Source organism: Micromonospora sp. NPDC048830 (assembly GCF_043198215.1).
GTDB lineage: Bacteria > Actinomycetota > Actinomycetes > Mycobacteriales > Micromonosporaceae > Micromonospora.
Window position 1 is genome coordinate 172,711 of the sequence record NZ_JBICUP010000003.1, and the last position, 15,916, is coordinate 188,626.

General features: G+C 70.9%; 12 protein-coding genes and 1 pseudogene. 10 read left to right on the forward strand and 3 right to left on the reverse strand.

Annotated features, from left to right (window positions below):
• Positions 1-9 precede the first annotated feature (9 nt).
• Complete coding sequence (locus ACGFIZ_RS04885; protein WP_393415904.1) at positions 10-690, reverse strand: ArsR/SmtB family transcription factor; 681 nt, start codon at positions 688-690, stop codon at positions 10-12.
• A gap of 754 nt (positions 691-1,444) precedes the next feature.
• Positions 1,445-1,642, reverse strand: a pseudogene (locus tag ACGFIZ_RS04890) (FtsX-like permease family protein); the annotation flags it as partial.
• 222 nt (positions 1,643-1,864) lie between these two features.
• Here ACGFIZ_RS04890 and ACGFIZ_RS04895 point away from each other — a divergent pair.
• From ACGFIZ_RS04895 to ACGFIZ_RS04925, 7 genes are all read left to right on the forward strand, one after another.
• Complete coding sequence (locus ACGFIZ_RS04895) at positions 1,865-2,455, forward strand: NAD(P)H-dependent oxidoreductase subunit E (protein WP_393415906.1); 591 nt, start codon at positions 1,865-1,867, stop codon at positions 2,453-2,455.
• Positions 2,452-4,017: a formate dehydrogenase beta subunit gene (locus ACGFIZ_RS04900; protein WP_393415908.1), complete on the forward strand. Its 1,566-nt coding sequence runs from the start codon at positions 2,452-2,454 to the stop codon at positions 4,015-4,017. Before ACGFIZ_RS04895 ends, ACGFIZ_RS04900 begins: the two co-directional genes overlap by 4 nt.
• Positions 4,014-6,845 carry a formate dehydrogenase subunit alpha gene (gene fdhF, locus ACGFIZ_RS04905; RefSeq protein WP_393415910.1) on the forward strand — a complete coding sequence of 944 codons (2,832 nt, stop codon included), beginning with the start codon at positions 4,014-4,016 and terminating at the stop codon, positions 6,843-6,845. Before ACGFIZ_RS04900 ends, fdhF begins: the two co-directional genes overlap by 4 nt.
• Complete coding sequence (locus tag ACGFIZ_RS04910; protein ID WP_393415912.1) at positions 6,842-7,066, forward strand: formate dehydrogenase subunit delta; 225 nt, start codon at positions 6,842-6,844, stop codon at positions 7,064-7,066. The genes fdhF and ACGFIZ_RS04910 overlap by 4 nt, the downstream gene beginning before the upstream one ends.
• A 120-nt stretch (positions 7,067-7,186) precedes the next feature.
• The gene (locus ACGFIZ_RS04915; RefSeq protein ID WP_393415914.1) at positions 7,187-8,329 is read left to right on the forward strand and encodes a molybdopterin molybdotransferase MoeA; all 1,143 of its coding nucleotides are present in this window, start codon (positions 7,187-7,189) and stop codon (positions 8,327-8,329) included.
• Positions 8,329-9,234, forward strand: coding sequence for a formate dehydrogenase accessory sulfurtransferase FdhD (gene fdhD, locus ACGFIZ_RS04920; RefSeq protein WP_393415916.1), 906 nt, complete (start codon positions 8,329-8,331; stop codon positions 9,232-9,234). The genes ACGFIZ_RS04915 and fdhD overlap by 1 nt, the downstream gene beginning before the upstream one ends.
• A 9-nt stretch (positions 9,235-9,243) precedes the next feature.
• The gene (locus ACGFIZ_RS04925; protein WP_393415918.1) at positions 9,244-10,179 is read left to right on the forward strand and encodes a LysR substrate-binding domain-containing protein; all 936 of its coding nucleotides are present in this window, start codon (positions 9,244-9,246) and stop codon (positions 10,177-10,179) included.
• A 34-nt stretch (positions 10,180-10,213) separates the two neighbouring features.
• On the opposite strand, the gene ACGFIZ_RS04930 is transcribed toward ACGFIZ_RS04925, so the two are convergent.
• Positions 10,214-11,641: a short-chain fatty acyl-CoA regulator family protein gene (locus tag ACGFIZ_RS04930; RefSeq protein ID WP_393415920.1), complete on the reverse strand. Its 1,428-nt coding sequence runs from the start codon at positions 11,639-11,641 to the stop codon at positions 10,214-10,216.
• Between the two features lie 200 nt (positions 11,642-11,841).
• Between ACGFIZ_RS04930 and aceA the strand changes: the two genes are divergently transcribed.
• The 3 genes from aceA (at position 11,842) to ACGFIZ_RS04945 (ending at position 15,733) form a co-directional block, all read left to right on the forward strand.
• The gene (gene aceA / locus ACGFIZ_RS04935) at positions 11,842-13,113 is read left to right on the forward strand and encodes an isocitrate lyase (RefSeq protein ID WP_393415922.1); all 1,272 of its coding nucleotides are present in this window, start codon (positions 11,842-11,844) and stop codon (positions 13,111-13,113) included.
• On the forward strand, positions 13,110-14,720 hold the full coding sequence (gene aceB, locus ACGFIZ_RS04940; RefSeq protein WP_393415924.1) for a malate synthase A: 1,611 nt from the start codon (positions 13,110-13,112) through the stop codon (positions 14,718-14,720). The genes aceA and aceB overlap by 4 nt, the downstream gene beginning before the upstream one ends.
• 326 nt (positions 14,721-15,046) lie before the next feature.
• Positions 15,047-15,733: a transposase gene (locus tag ACGFIZ_RS04945; protein ID WP_393415926.1), complete on the forward strand. Its 687-nt coding sequence runs from the start codon at positions 15,047-15,049 to the stop codon at positions 15,731-15,733.
• Positions 15,734-15,916 lie beyond the last annotated feature (183 nt).

The following is a 15,916-nucleotide window of genomic DNA, read 5'->3' on the forward strand; positions in this document are numbered from 1 at the left end:
ACGGCCCGGTCACCGGTCCGCGTCGATCTGCCCACCGCGCTGCACCGTGCCGCCCTCACGCGCCCACCGGGTCATACCACCCGCCAGCGGCCGGGCCGGGTATCCACGATCGCGCAGCAGGCGGACGACATCCGGGGACAGCACGCAGTACGGCCCCTGACAGTAGGCGATGATCTCGACGTTGCGGGGGATGTCGTCGAACCTGGCCTCGAGCTCCTGCGCCGGCAGGTTGACCGCTCCAGGGATGTGGCCCCTGGCGTATTCCCGCGCGGGCCGGACGTCCACCACCACGACTCCGGGATCGTCGAGGCGCGTGCGTAGCTGATCGACGGTCACCGGCATCATCTCGTCGGGATCGCCGAGCAGGTCGGCGATGGCCTCACGTAGATCGGCGAGCCGCTGCTCGGCACACGACTGCAGCGCGGACAGCAGGCTGGACACCTCGGGCCCGGCAAGCCGGTAGTAGATCCGGTTGCCCTGCCTGCGCGTGACAACCAGGTTGGCGCTCCGGAGCTGCTGCAGCTGCGCCGAGGTGTTCTTCAGGCTGACGTCGGCGGCACGCGCCAGCCGATCGACCTCTATCTCGCCGTCCTCGAGCAGATCGAGCAGCCGCAGGCGTACGGGATGGGCCAGCGCCTTGCCGATCCGGGCCAACTGGGTGTAGATGCCCAGTTCAACGAATTCGTTCATGAGCCCCGATCCCGCGCGGCAGTCGGTCGATGCTAACACCGAACCGTCCGGCCCCGGAGCTGCGCGGTCCGGGCCCGGTCGGCACGCGGTCCGGTGCCCAGCCCGGACGACGACCTGCTCACCGCCATCGACGGTCTGTTGCTCGCGCGGAGCTGCGGGCCACCGGGGACGTGCCGGCGGCGCCGCGCCGGGCGGGTGACCCGCTCAGCGTGCTCACCCCCAGGAACGCCAGGTCGTACGGCTGGCGGGCCGGTGGCGCCGCCAACCGCGACATCGCCGCGCAGCTCTTTCTCAGCCCGCCGAGCCCGGTGGCGAGGTCGTCACCGAAACCCAGGACGTCGACCAGCTCTCCGGGGGGCAGCGCCAGCGCGCCTGGATCGCGCTGTGCCTGGCCCAAGGCACCGATCTGATCCTGCTCGACGAGCCGACGACCTTCCTGGACGTCGCCTACCAGCTCGAGGTGCTGGACCTGCTGGCCGAGCTCAACCGCGCGCAGGGCAAGACGGTGGCGATGGTGCTGCACGACTTCAACATGGCCGCCGAGGACGCCGATCACATCTTCGTGATGAAGTCCGGCGTCCTGGTCACCGAAGGCCCACCCGAGCAGGTGCTCACCCCTGAGCTGCTGTACGAGGTGTTCGGCATCGAAGCGCAGGTGCAGGCACACCCGGTCAGCGGCAAACCATTGTGCATCCCGGTGAAGGGGCGAACCCGCGTGCTGTCCCCCGGCCCGGGGGTACCGGTGGGCAGCACGGGTCACACCGACCCCGCCGGCCACCGCCCACACCGGCACCACCGCTGGCCACGACTGCGAGAAGGCGTAGCCGGCCGTCACCCCGGCGCCGAGCAGGACGCCACCGATCCCGCCGAGGGCGGACAGCAGCAGCGCCTCGGCCAGGAAGCGGGTGCGTACCTGGCCGCGGGTGGCACCGAGGGAACGGCCGTGGCCGACGCTGGTCGTCGACGTGATCGAGCCCCGGAGCCGCGGACGCTGACGCGAGGCGTGCACGTGATCGAGTCAGCCGGTCTGCAAGTCGGGAGACCGCTGAAGCGGAATCTGCAACGGTGAGCGGTTGACCGCTTCTGGTGTTTCGTACGGGTGATAGATGGTAGTTATCCGCTGATAGCCAGGAGTGCTTTGACCTGCCCAATCGGCTCCCTGGAACATGACCCGATGACACACGGCGTCGTGGTGAGCGGATCTGGATACGAGGAACGGGTGCGGTCGGTCGTGGCCGCGCACCGCGGGGACCCTGCGGCCCTGCTACCGATCCTGCACACACTGATGGCCGAGTTCGGTCACGTCGACCCTGCCGCGATCGGCGTCATGGCCGAGGGGCTCAACCTCTCCCGGGCCGAGATCCACGGCGTGATCAGCTTCTATCGAGATTTCCGGACCACCCCGGCCGGCGTTACCACAGTGCGGATCTGCCGGGGGGAAGCCTGCCAGTCGGTCGGTGCCGACCAGCTCGTCGAGCACGCCCGCACCAGCATCGGCGTTGACGTCGGCCAGACCACGGCGGACGGCTCGGTCACCCTCGACCAGGTGTTCTGCCTCGGCAACTGCGCGCTCGGCCCCTCGGTCCAGATCGGGACCACCGTATACGGGAGGGTCGACGGCGCCCGACTGGACGGCCTCGTCACCAGTGCACGGCAGCGGCCCGGCGGGCCACCGGCCGCCCCGGCCGACGGCGCGGGTACCGCCCCGGCAGCGGGTGCGCCCGCGGCTGACCGGTCCGACCGCGACGGCGAGGAAGCACGATGAACGAGCCGGTCACCGTCTACCTCCCGCGGGACACCGCGGCCCGCTCGGTCGGCGCCGACGCGGTGGCCCAGCAGTTGGCGGGCGCGCCGGGCCAGTGGCGGGTCGTGCGGACCGGATCGCGTGGGCTGCTGTGGCTGGAACCGTTGCTGGAGGTGGCGACTCCCGCCGGGCGGATCGGCTACGGGCCGGTGGAGCCGGGCGATGTCGACGGCCTGCTGGCCACGGCCGGAGTCACCGACGGGCCGACCGACCACCCGCTGTGCCTCGGTCCGGTTGAGCAGCTGCCGTGGCTGCGCGACCAGCGGCGGGTCACCTTCGCCAGGGTCGGCGTGGTCGACCCGCTGTCGGTGGGGGACTTTCAGGCCCACGGCGGGCTGGCCGGGCTGCGCAGGGCGCTGGAGCTCGCCCCGGCCGACGTCGTCGCCGAGGTCATCGACTCCGGCCTGCGTGGCCGCGGCGGGGCGGGATTCCCGACCGGCGTCAAGTGGCGGACCGTGCTCGAGGCGCAGGACCCTGTGAAGTACATCTGCTGCAACGCCGACGAGGGCGACAGCGGGACCTTCGCCGACCGGATGCTGCTGGAGGGCGACCCGTTCAGCCTGATCGAGGGTATGACGATCGGCGCGCACGCGACCGGCGCGACCGAGGGGTACGTCTACATCCGTTCGGAGTACCCGGACGCGGTCGCCACCGTGACCTCCGCGATCGAGATCGCCTACGCCCACGGCTGGCTGGGTGAGCGGGTGCTCGGCTCGTCGCTGCGGTTCGACCTGCATGTGCGGGTCGGTGCCGGTGCCTACATCTGTGGCGAGGAGACCTCCATGCTGGAGAGCCTGGAGGGCAAGCGCGGCATGGTCCGGAGCAAACCGCCGATCCCGGCCGTGGAAGGGCTCTTCGGCCGTCCGACCGTGGTCAACAACGTGCTCTCGTTGGCCACCGTTCCGGCGATCCTGGCCGGCGGCGCGGCGGCCTACGCCGCGCGCGGCACCGGGCGCTCGCGCGGCACCAGCGTGTTCCAGCTCGGCGGCAACATCGCCCGTGGCGGAATCGTCGAGACCGACTTCGGCGTCACCCTGCGGGAGCTGGTCGAGGACTACGGCGCAGGCACCCGCAGCGGCCGGCCGGTACGCGCGGTCCAGGTCGGCGGCCCGCTGGGCGCCTACCTGCCGGTCGAGCAGTTCGACCTGCCGATGGACTACGAGGCGTTCGCCGCGGCGGGCGCCATGCTCGGACATGGCGGGATCGTCGTGTTCGACGACACCGTCGACATGGCCAGGATGGCCCGCTTCGCCTTCGAGTTCTGCGCCGAGGAGTCCTGCGGCAAGTGCACGCCCTGCCGGATCGGTGCCGTGCGTGGGGTTGAGGTGATCGACCGGATTCGGGCCGGTGAGCAGCGGGAGCGCAACCTGGTCCTGCTCGAGGACCTGTGCGAGCTGATGACCGACGGGTCGCTGTGCGCGATGGGCGGCCTGACGCCGATGCCGGTCCGCAGCGCGGTCCGGCACTTTGGCACCGACTTCGACGTTCGATCCGCCGACACCGAGGGGGAGTGCACCCGATGAGTCTGCTCAAGGAACCCGATCTCGGCACCCCTGCTGTTCCCGGTGAGGCCACCGTGGAACTCACCGTCGACGGTGTCGTGGTCGCTGTCGCGCCGGGCACCTCGGTGCTGCGCGCCGCTGCGGAGGCCGGGATCGACATCCCCAAGCTGTGCGCCACCGACAGCCTGAAGGCCTTCGGTTCGTGCCGGCTGTGCGTGGTCGAGATCGACGGTGCACGCGGTACGCCTGCCTCGTGCACCACCCCGGTCGGGCCGGGCATGGTCGTACACACCCAGACCTCGAAGCTGGAGCGCCTGCGCCGCGGCGTCATGGAGCTCTACATTTCCGACCACCCGCTGGACTGTCTGACCTGCTCGGCCAACGGCGACTGCGAGCTGCAGGACATGTCCGGCGTGGTAGGGCTGCGCGAGGTCCGCTACGGGTTCGACGGCGAGAACCACCTCGACGGGGCGACCGACCGCTCCAACCCCTACTTCGACTTCGACTCGTCCAAGTGCATCGTCTGCTCGCGCTGTGTGCGGGCCTGCGACGAGATCCAGGGCACCTTTGCGCTGACGATCGAGGGGCGCGGCTTCGGCTCGAGAGTTTCCGCGGGCACCGCGGCCGACAACTTCCTCAGCTCCGAGTGCGTCTCGTGCGGCGCCTGCGTGCAGGCCTGCCCGACGGCGACGCTGCAGGAGCGCTCGGTCGTCGAGCTCGGCATGCCCACCCGTACCGTGATCACCACGTGCGCCTACTGCGGCGTCGGCTGCTCGTTCAAGGCGGAGTTGCGCGGCGACGAGCTGGTCCGCATGGTGCCCTACAAGGACGGCGGCGCCAACGAGGGCCATTCGTGCGTCAAGGGCCGTTTCGCCTTCGGCTACGCCTCCCACCCCGACCGGGTGCTCACCCCGCGGCTGCGCGAATCGATCACCGACGAGTGGCGGGAGGTCAGCTGGGAGGAGGCGATCTCGTTCACCGCCCGGCGGCTGCGCGAGATCCAGGCCGAGCACGGCCAGGGCGCGATCGGTGCGATCACCTCGTCGCGGTGCACCAACGAGGAGGTCTACGTCGTCCAGAAGATGGTGCGGGCGGCGTTCGGCAACAACAACGTCGACACCTGCGCGCGGGTGTGCCACTCGCCCACCGGCTACGGCCTGAGCCAGGCGTTCGGCACCTCGGCAGGCACGCAGGACTTCGCCTCGGTCGCCGAGGCCGACGTCGTGCTGCTGATCGGGGCGAACCCCACCGACGCGCACCCGGTTTTCGCCTCCCGGCTCAAGCAGCAGCTACGCCGGGGAGCCCAGTTGATCGTGGTGGATCCACGGCGTATCGGGCTCGTCCGTTCTCCGCACGTGGAGGCGCGCCACCACCTGCAGCTGGCCCCCGGCACCAACGTCGCGGTTGTCAACGCGATGGCACACGTGGTGGTCACCGAGGGCCTGGTGAACGACGAGTTCGTCGCGCAGCGCTGCGAGGGCTTTGACGAGTGGGCGGAGTTCATCGCCCGCCCGGAGAACAGCCCCGAGGCCGTGCAGGAGATCACCGGGGTGCCAGCAGCCGAACTGCGCGAGGCGGCCCGGCTGTATGCGACCGCGGGCAACGCCGCGATCTACTACGGCCTTGGCGTCACCGAGCACAGCCAGGGTTCCACGATGGTCATGGGTATGGCCAACCTCGCGATGGCGACCGGCAACATCGGCCGCCCCGGGGTGGGGGTCAACCCGTTGCGCGGGCAGAACAACGTGCAGGGCTCGTGCGACATGGGCTCCTTCCCGCACGAGCTGCCCGGCTATCGTCACGTCGCCGACGACGGTGTGCGGTCGGTCTATGAGCACCTGTGGGGAGTACCGCTGCTCGACGAGCCGGGCCTGCGCATCCCGAACATGTTCGACTCGGCGCTGGACGGGTCGTTCCGGGCCCTGTTCGTACAAGGCGAGGACATCGCCCAGTCCGACCCGAACACCACGCACGTGCACGCCGCCCTGACGGCGCTCGACCTGCTGGTCGTGCAGGACCTGTTCGTCAACGAGACGGCCAGGTTCGCCCACGTCCTGCTGCCCGGCACGTCCTTCCTGGAGAAGGACGGCACGTTCACCAACGCCGAGCGGCGGATCAACCGGGTCCGCCCGGTGCGGCCGGCCCGCACCGGGAAGCAGGAATGGCAGATTGTCTGCGAGATCGCACAGGCGATGGGCTACCCCATGCACTACGAGTCGGCGGCCCAAATCATGGATGAGATCGCATTGACCACCCCGACCTTCGCCGGGGTCTCGTTCGAGATGCTGGACCGGGTCGGCAGCGTGCAGTGGCCATGCAACGCCGCGGCGCCGGACGGAACGCCGATCATGCACGTCGACGGCTTCGTGCGCGGCAGGGGACGCTTCAACAGAACCGACTACGTGCCCACCCAGGAGCGCAGCACGCGGCGTTTCCCGCTGATCCTGACCACAGGCCGGATCCTGAGCCAGTACAACGTGGGCGCCCAGACCCGGCGCACCGGCAACGTCGCCTGGCATCCGGAGGACGTGCTGGAAATCCACCCGCACGACGCGGAGGTGCGCGGCATCCACGACGGGGACAGGGTCACCCTCGCCAGCCGGGTCGGGCAGACCACGATGCGTGCCCAGCTGTCGGACCGGATGCCGGTCGGGGTCTGCTACACGACCTTCCACCATCCGGAGTCCGGGGCGAACGTGGTCACCACCGAGCATTCCGACTGGGCGACCAACTGCCCGGAGTACAAGGTGACCGCGGTGCAGGTGACACCAGCGAGCGCGACGGCGACGGCCGCCGCGGAGGCCGAGCGCCCCGCGCTCCCGGTCGCGATCGTGGAAGACGAGCGATGAGCGCCCTCACGACCCCACCGCACGTGCGGATGGCCAACGACATCTCCAGGCAGTTTCAACACCACCCGCAGGAGGCGGCGGTGGCGGCGGTGGCCGACCACATCCGGAGGTTCTGGGCACCGAGGCTGCGCGCGGCCCTGCTCGTGCACATCGATCAGGGCGGAGACGGGCTCGACCCGCTCGCCGTGGCGGCCGCCGCCCGGCTGGCCGAGACGGCGTGAGCTTCTTGCGGCCGGACGTTCGTCGGCGGAAGGCCGCGCCGCCGAGCCTGCCACTGCCGCCGCGATGGACAGGCAACAACGGATACGAGCTACGGCTGGAAACGGGTGGATGGGGAGACGGTGGACTGGGATGAGGCACGGGCGCTGGCCCACTCGGTGGCCGAGCCGCTGGCGCCCAACCGGCTGGACCCCGCGGCGGCGGTCGGCACGACGCTGGCCCGGCCGCTGCTCGCCCTGATCGACCTGCCGTCGTTCGACCGGTCGGCGATGGACGGCTACGCCGTGCGGGGCGCACCGCCGTGGACGATCCGTGGTCGGGTCGATGCGGGCCAGACTGCCGGGCCGGCGCTGCGGCACGGCGAGGCCCGTGAGGTGGCCACCGGCGCCCCGGTTCCGGAGGGGACCGACGGGGTGCTGCCCTACGAGCAGGCCCTTCGTTACGAACAGTCGGTGACCGCGGCGGCGATTGCGCCGCTCGGTCGGCACGTGCGCCGGGCGGGCGAGGAGTGCCGGCGGGGGGAGCAGCTGGCCCCCGTCGGCACGCGGGTCACGCCCCTGCTGGCCGCGCTGGCCGCCGCAGTCGGCAACGACCTGCTCGAGGTGCACCCGCGGCCGTTGGTCGGCGCGCTGCTCACCGGCGACGAGCTGTGCAGCAGGGGGCTGCCGGGGCCGGGCGCGGTGCGCGACGCGATCGGTCCGATGTTGCCCGGGCTGATCGGATGGGCGGGCGGGCAGCCGGCCGGCCTCACCCGGCTGCCGGACTCGGAAAGGGCGCTGGTCGGCGCGCTGGAGGCAGGCAGCGGCCAGGTACTGCTGGTCTCGGGCTCGTCCTCGGCCGGACCGGCCGACCACCTGCGCCCGTGTCTCAAGCGGCTCGGCGCGGAGCTGCTGGTCGACGGCGTGGCCTGCCGGCCGGGTCACCCCCAGTCGTTGGCCAGGCTCCCGGACGGGAGGCTGGTCGTCGGGCTGCCCGGCAACCCGCTGGCCGCTCTCGTCGCGTTCCTGACCTTGGCAGTACCGGTGCTCGCCGGGCTGCGCGGGGAGGGGCCACCCCCGCTGGGCACCGCGCGCGGCCCCCGGCTGCCGCGGCGTCCCGGCGTCACGACGCTGATTCCGGTCCGGGTACGCGCGGGTATCGCGGAGCCGGTGACGCACGTCGGCAGCGCGATGCTGCGCGGCGCCGCCGGTGCGGACGCGATTGCGGTCGTCGGGCCGGGCGAGGGCCCGGTACGGCTGATCGCGCTGCCCGGCGGGGGGTGCTGATGGGCAGGTTGTCGGTCCGCAGGCCTGTGCTGCGGGTCACCCCGGCCGGCGCCCACCGCGTCCCGGACAGCCTCGCCGCCGAGGAGCCCTTCGAGCTGCGGGTCGGCGCCCGCGCGCTCGCAGTGACGATGCGCACCCCGGGACACGACGTCGAGCTGGCCCACGGGTTCCTGCTCACCGAGGGCGTCATCCGCGCCGCAGCCGATGTCACCACCGCCCGCTACTGCGGGTCCCGCGACGACGAGGGCCGCAACACCTACAACGTGCTCGACGTCGCGCTCGCGGCCGGGGTTGCGCCGCCGGAGCCGGGGGTGGAGCGCAACTTCTACACCACGTCCTCCTGCGGGGTGTGCGGCAAGGCCTCGCTGGACGCGGTGAGGCTGGCCTCCAGCTTCCGTCCCGCCGCGGACCCGGTGCGGATCAGCACCCGGGTGCTGGCCGGGCTGCCCGCTGCGCTGCGGGCGGGGCAGCAGGTCTTCGACACCACCGGTGGGCTGCACGCTGCGGCGCTGTTCACCGCCGACGGGCAGCTGCTGGTGGTCCGGGAGGACGTCGGGCGGCACAACGCCGTGGACAAGGTGCTGGGCTGGGCCCTGCTGGGCGGGCGGGTCCCGCTGCGTGGGTGCGTGCTGATGGTGTCCGGGCGAGCCTCCTTCGAACTGGTGCAGAAGGCGGTGATGGCGGGCGTGCCGGTGCTGGCCGCGGTCTCCGCGCCGTCCTCGCTGGCCGTCGATCTGGCCGTCGAGTCGGGTCTGACGCTTGTCGGCTTCCTGCGCGGAGCGAGCATGAACGTCTACGCCGGCGCCGAGCGCGTGCTGGTGGAGCAGGCCGAGCCGGCCCGGCAGCCGCCCGCGGCGCCGGGCACCGGGGGCCGGGAGCTGGCAGGGCAGGAGAAGGTGGGATAGTCCGGGGCGATGCTGCTGCGCTATCTCGAGTATCTCGACGCGCTGGCGCGGGTACGGCACTTCGCCCGCGCCGCCGAGGTGTGCCACGTCTCGCAGCCAGCCCTGTCGGCGGGGATCCGCAAACTGGAGACCGAGCTCGGCGTGCAGGTCGTTCGGCGGGGCCACCGGTTCGAGGGCTTCACCCCGGAGGGCGAGCGGGTCGTCGCGTCGGCGCGTCGGATGCTCGCCGAGCGCGACGCGCTGTGCCATGACCTGACGGCGATGCGCGGGGCGTTGTCGGGGGTACTGCGGATCGGGGCGATCCCGACCGCCCTGACGGCGGTGGCACTGCTGACCGAGCCGTTCTCCGCCCGCCACCCGCTGGTGCGGCTCGCGGTGGAGTCGCTGTCGTCGCGCCAGATCGTACGCCAACTGGCGGCGTTCGAGCTCGACGTCGGGATCACCTACATCGACGGTGAGCCCCTGGGCGCGGTCCGCACCGTGCCCCTCTACCGAGAGCGCTATCTGCTGCTCACGCCGGAGGGCGGGCCCTTCGCCGAGCGCGACAGCATCGGCTGGGCCGAGTTGTCGGAGGTGCCGCTGTGCCTGCTTCCGTCGAACATGCAGAACCGCCGCATCCTCAACCAGCACTTCGCCGAGGCCGGGGTGACGATTCTGCCGAAGCTGGAGTCCGACACCATCTCGGTGCTCTATGCGCACGTCTCGACCCACCGCTGGTCGACGGTGATCGCGCAGCCGTGGCTGCACGCCTTCGGTGTTCCGGACGGAATGCAATTGATTCCGATAGCCCGGCCCCAGCGCGCGCACCACGTCGGGCTGGTGCTGGCGGACCGGGAGCCGCCACCGATGCTGGCGAGGGCGCTGCTGGACGTCGCGACGACGCTGGACATGCGAGCCGAACTGGAGCGGCTGATCAACCGGCACACCCGCCGGCCGGCCGCGTAGCGCAGACGGAGCGGGTCAGCACGACAGGCTCGGTTCAGTCCTTCAACGGATACGGGATGAAGGTGCTCCGGTTCTCGTCCAGGTCGAGCCGGCGGCTGATCGGTGGGGCGGCCCGCTGCGGGCAGGTCATCCGCTCGCAGGTCTTGCAGCCGGGGCCGATCGGTGTGGCGGCCCCCGCTGCCTGCAGGTCCATTCCGGCGGAGTAGACCAGCCGGTCGGCGTGCCGGGTCTCGCAGCCCAGGCCGATCGCGTAGACCTTCCCCGGCTGGTTGTAGCCGCCGTGGTGGCGGGTGATGGTGCGGGCGATCCACAGGTAGCGTTGCCCGTCGGGCATCGTGGCGACCTGCACGACCACCCGGCCGGGCGAGCTGAACGCCTCGTAGACGTTCCACAGCGGGCAGGTGCCGCCCGTCCTGGAGAACGGGAAGCCGGTGGCGGACTGGCGTTTGGACATGTTGCCAGCCCGGTCCACCCGGACAAAGGAGAACGGCACGCCGCGCGCGCGGGGGCGTTGCAGGGTGCTGAGCCGGTGGCACACGGTCTCCCAGCCCATCGCGAAATGCTGGGTGAGCAGGTCGATGTCGTACCGGCGCTGCTCTGCCGCCGACAGGAACTGCTCGTACGGCAGGATCAGCGCGGCGGCGAAGTAGTTCGCCAACCCGACCCGGGTGAGGATCTGGGTCTGCGTCTCGTCGAACTGTTCCTCCTCCACGATCTCGTCGATCACGTCGGCGAACTCCAGCAGCGCGATCTGCGCCGCCATCCGCATGGCCTCCTGTCCGGCCCGCAGCGACGTCGACAGGTGCAGGGTGCGGGTCTGCGGACGGTAGCGGTGCAGTTCGTCGCCGAGCGAACTGGCGTCGTCGCGGCGCACGTGAACGTCGTGCCGCTGGGCCAGCCGGTCCTGCAGCGCGGCGCCGACCTCGCCACGGCGGAGCCCGATGCTCGCGGCCAGCCGCTCCGCCGCCTCGTCCAGGTCCGGCACGTAGTTCTGCCGGCGGTAGAAGAACTCGGTCACCTGGTCGTGGGGGCTGTGGCCGATCGCCTCGCGATTGCCCAGCAGCTCGGCGAGCTGCTCGTCCGCCTGCCGGTACCGGCGATGCAGGTCGATGACCGCCTCTGCGACCTCAGGCAGCCGGGTAGCGAGTTCCGTGAGATCGGCGACGCCCGTCCGACCGGGGAGAGCCTCTCGCAACCCGGCGACCAGTCTCGGCGTGTCCCGGGGGGCGAAGGTGGTCGGATCGACGCCGAACACCTCGGTAATGCGGATGAGCACCGGGACGGTCAGCGGCCGCGCATCGTGCTCGATCTGGTTGAGGTAGCTGGGCGAAATGTTCAGCAGGCGCGCCAGGTGCGCCTGGCTGAGCGCTCGGTCCTCGCGCATCCGGCGCAGTCGGGCGCCGCCGAAGGTCTTGGTGATCGCCATCACCTCCCCGCTGGTCGTTGGCAGGTCGGACAGCATTGGCAGGATGTGAATATACCCGTTCACAACTTCGCAAGACGACGCGGGAAATTCTCAGAAATTGGCCTGTTCCGTCCCTCGACCCCACCGTGGGCACCGTGTGACCGTGGGCGGCACACCGGAACCGGCCATCGGGTCGACGCCGCACCGCGGGGGCGTCCGGATTGCCGGCGTCGTCGACGTCCGAGGGGGACAACATCATGCAGAACGCCGTTGAGCGGTTGCGTACCGAGTGGGAGACCGATCCGCGTTGGCGGGGGGTGCGGCGCAGCTACCGCGCGGAGGACGTGGTGCGCCTGCGCGGGGCGATCCAGGAGGAGCACACCCTTGCCCGGCACGGGGCGGACCGGCTGTGGCGCCTGCTGCACAGCGAGGACTACATCCACGCCCTAGGCGCGCTCACGGGCAACCAGGCCGTGCAGATGGTCCGGGCCGGCCTCAAGGCAATCTACCTCTCCGGATGGCAGGTGGCCGCGGACGCCAACCTCGCCGGGCACACCTACCCCGACCAGAGCCTCTACCCGGCCAACTCGGTGCCCATGGTGGTGCGCCGGATCAACAACGCCCTGTTGCGCGCAGCCCAGATCACCACCGCCGAGGGCGAGACGGCGGGAACGGACTGGCTGGCGCCGATCGTCGCCGACGCGGAGGCCGGTTTCGGCGGCCCGCTCAACGCCTACGAGCTGATGACTGCGATGATCACGGCGGGCGCGGCGGGGGTGCACTGGGAAGATCAGCTCGCCGCCGAGAAGAAGTGCGGCCACCTCGGCGGGAAGGTGCTCATCCCCACCGGCCAACATATTCGCACCCTCGAGGCGGCGCGGCTCGCCGCCGACGTCGCCGGCGTGCCGTCAGTGGTCATCGCCCGCACCGACGCGCAGGCGGCCACGCTGCTCACCACCGACGTGGACGAACGGGACCGGCCGTTCGTCACCGGCGAGCGGACCGCCGAGGGCTTCTACCGGGTGCGAAACGGGGTCGAGCCGTGCATCGCCCGTGGCCTGGCCTACGCCCCGCACGCCGACCTGCTCTGGATGGAGACCAGCACGCCGGACCTGGAGGTGGCCCGTCGCTTCGCCGAGGCGATCAAGGACCAGTACCCGGACCAGCTGCTCGCCTACAACTGCTCGCCGTCGTTCAACTGGCGCAAACACCTCGACGACGCGACCATTGCGAAGTTCCAGCGGGAGCTCGGCCACATGGGCTACAAGTTCCAGTTCATCACCCTGGCCGGCTTCCACGCCCTCAACTACTCGATGTTCGACCTGGCCCGTGGCTACGCCAGTGACGGAATGCCCGCCTACGTGGCGCTGCAGGAGCGGGAGTTCGCCGCCGAGGCGACCGGCTACACCGCCGTCAAGCACCAGCGCGAGGTGGGCACCGGCTACTTCGACCTGATCAGCACGGTACTCAACCCAGCCGCCGAGACCACCGCCCTGCGGGGCTCGACCGAGGAGGAGCAGTTCGCATGAGGTACGAGGTCATCGGCCCGATGGCCGAGCGGTTCGGCGAGGTTCTCACCGCCGAAGCGCTCGCCTTCCTGGTCGGGTTGGACGACGAGTTTGCCGCCAGCCGGGTGGCCCTGCTCGACACCCGGCGGGCCCGCCGCGACCGGTACGCCACCGGCCAGCTGCCCGACTTTCTTCCGGAGACCGCTGACATCCGCGCCGACCCCACCTGGCGGGTGGCCCCGCCGGCACCCGGCCTCATCGACCGGCGGGTCGAGATCACCGGACCGCCCGACCGCAAGATGACCGTCAACGCGCTCAACTCCGGCGCGCAGGTGTGGCTCGCCGACTTCGAGGACGCCACCGCGCCGACCTGGCACAACGTCATCAGCGGCCAGCTCAACCTGATCGACGCCCTCGACCGGAGGATCGACTTCACCGACCCACGCGGCAGGCGGTACGCCCTCGGCGACGAGCTGGCCACCATCGTGGTCCGGCCGCGTGGCTGGCACCTCGTGGAGAAGGGAATCGCGGTGGACGGGCGGCCGATCTCGGCCAGCCTCGTCGACTTCGGGCTCTACCTCTTCCACTGCGCTCGCAGGCAGCTCGATGCCGGCGCCGGACCGTACTTCTACCTGCCGAAGCTGGAGAGCCACCGGGAGGCGCGGCTGTGGAATGACATCTTCGTCTTCGCGCAGCGGTATCTCGGCCTGCCGCACGGCACCATCCGAGCCACCACGCTGATCGAGACGATCACCGCCGCCTTCGAGATGGAGGAGATCCTGTACGAGCTGCGCGAGCACTCGGCGGGACTGAACGCCGGGCGGTGGGACTACATCTTCAGCGTGATCAAGAACTTCGGTCAGTGGCCGGACTTCGCCCTGCCGGACAGATCCGACGTCACCATGACGGTGCCGTTCATGCGCGCCTACACCGAACTGCTCGTGCGTACCTGTCACCGGCGTGGGGCGCACGCCATCGGCGGGATGGCCGCCTTCATCCCCAGCCGGGACCCGGAGGTCAACCAGGTCACACTCAACCGGGTGCGGGCGGACAAGCGGCGGGAGGCCGGCGACGGGTTCGACGGCTCGTGGGTTGCCCACCCGGGCCTGGTCGAGACCTGCCGGGAGGAGTTCGACGCGGTGCTGGGCGACCGCCCGAACCAGCTCGATCGACTTCGCGACGATGTCAGCGTCACCGCCGCCGACCTGCTGGCCGTGGACAAGACCCCGGGCCAGGTCACCGCGGAGGGACTCCGGTGCAACATCGCGGTCGCGCTGCACTACATCGACGCCTGGCTCGGCGGCGTGGGCGCGGTGGCACTGTGGAACATGATGGAGGACGCGGCGACCGCCGAGATCGCCCGCTGCCAGGTCTGGCAGTGGCTGTACCACGGCACTCCGCTGGCCGGCGGCGGCTGCGTCACAGAGGAACTGGTCCGGTCGATCCTCGCGGAGGAACTTGCCGCCCTGGCCGCGGGACGCGAAGGCCCCGACCGGGACCGTGCCGAGCGGGCCGCGCAGATCGTCGAGGAAACCGCATTCGGTGAGGACTTGCCGGCGTTCTTCACCAACGGCGCGTACGCCCGCCACCTCGGTCCGGACCGAAAGTCCGACGTGCCGGTTGTCTGACTGCGGATGGCGGCGTGCTGGGAGCTGGGAAGGACCCCTGGGACCTTCCCGGCTCCCGCCTATGCGTCGCCGCTGGAGTCCCTCCAGCGTCCGAGGTGAACCGAACGCGCCACGTTGGGGACGCTGCAGCGAGGCAGACGAAAAATTCGGCGTAGGCGTTGATTCACGGGCCCTGTGGCAGGCCGATGCCGTGTCGGCGACCAGGTTCAGACTCACCTCGATCTGGTAGTGGGTGACCTTGCCCTGCGGCCACCACAAGCGCTTCTTCGGGTTCCAGCAGTGCTGGACTGGCTGGCCGGACGTCACACCGTCCGCCGCGCCGTGGAGTGTTCCCTGGGTTGGTCGATCGGCGACACCTGCGGGGCTGGCCGGCCGGGATGCGGGTCATCGTCCGGCGAGAACGCCCCCACCCCGCGCCCAACTGGTCTTGTTCGCGGAGCGCGATGGGTGGCGCCACACCCGCGTTCGTCACCAACACCACCAGCGGCGCCTTGCAGTGGCTGGAGGCCCGCCACCGGGCCCACGCCCGCGTCGAGGACCGGATCCGCTGCGCCAAGGACACCGGCCTGCGCCGGCCACCCTCGCGCGAGCTCGCCATCCACCGGGCCTGGTGCAGCGCTGCCGCGATCGCCGTCGACCTGGTCGCGTGGCTGCAACTCATCGGCCTCGACGGCGACCTGGCCAAAGCTGAACCGAAGCGGCTGCGCTACCCGGATCCCGCACACCGCCGCCCGCCTCGTCCACGGCCAACGCCGCCACTGGCTTACGCATCGCCTCCAGCTGGCCCCGGGCCGAACAGATCCACCACCGCGTTCCACCGGATCACGGCCATCCCCGCCCCCGGGCTGAGCAGCCCAGCCGCTGCCCCAACAACCCGGAGGACCCCGGGAGATTACGCCCGCCGCTGCGACAGACGGCCCTGCCACCATGCCCGGAGCCCCCGACATCGACCATCAGTGCTCAGGTCCGCCGGGCGGAACGAGCCGACGTCAGGCGCGAATCATCGAGGCTAGTAGTATGCATAGAGCTATTCAGCTCGGCTCGGCGGGTCGACTGTCGCCTGAGTCTCGCGTTCCGGGAGGAAGGGGTGAAAGATGAGCATGACTCTTTGTGCCTTGGTTCCTTCAACGTCGCGCGCAGTCCAGAACTTCGCGCACCTGAACATCACCCGTGTCGCTTGCTCCGGGAGACCGGCC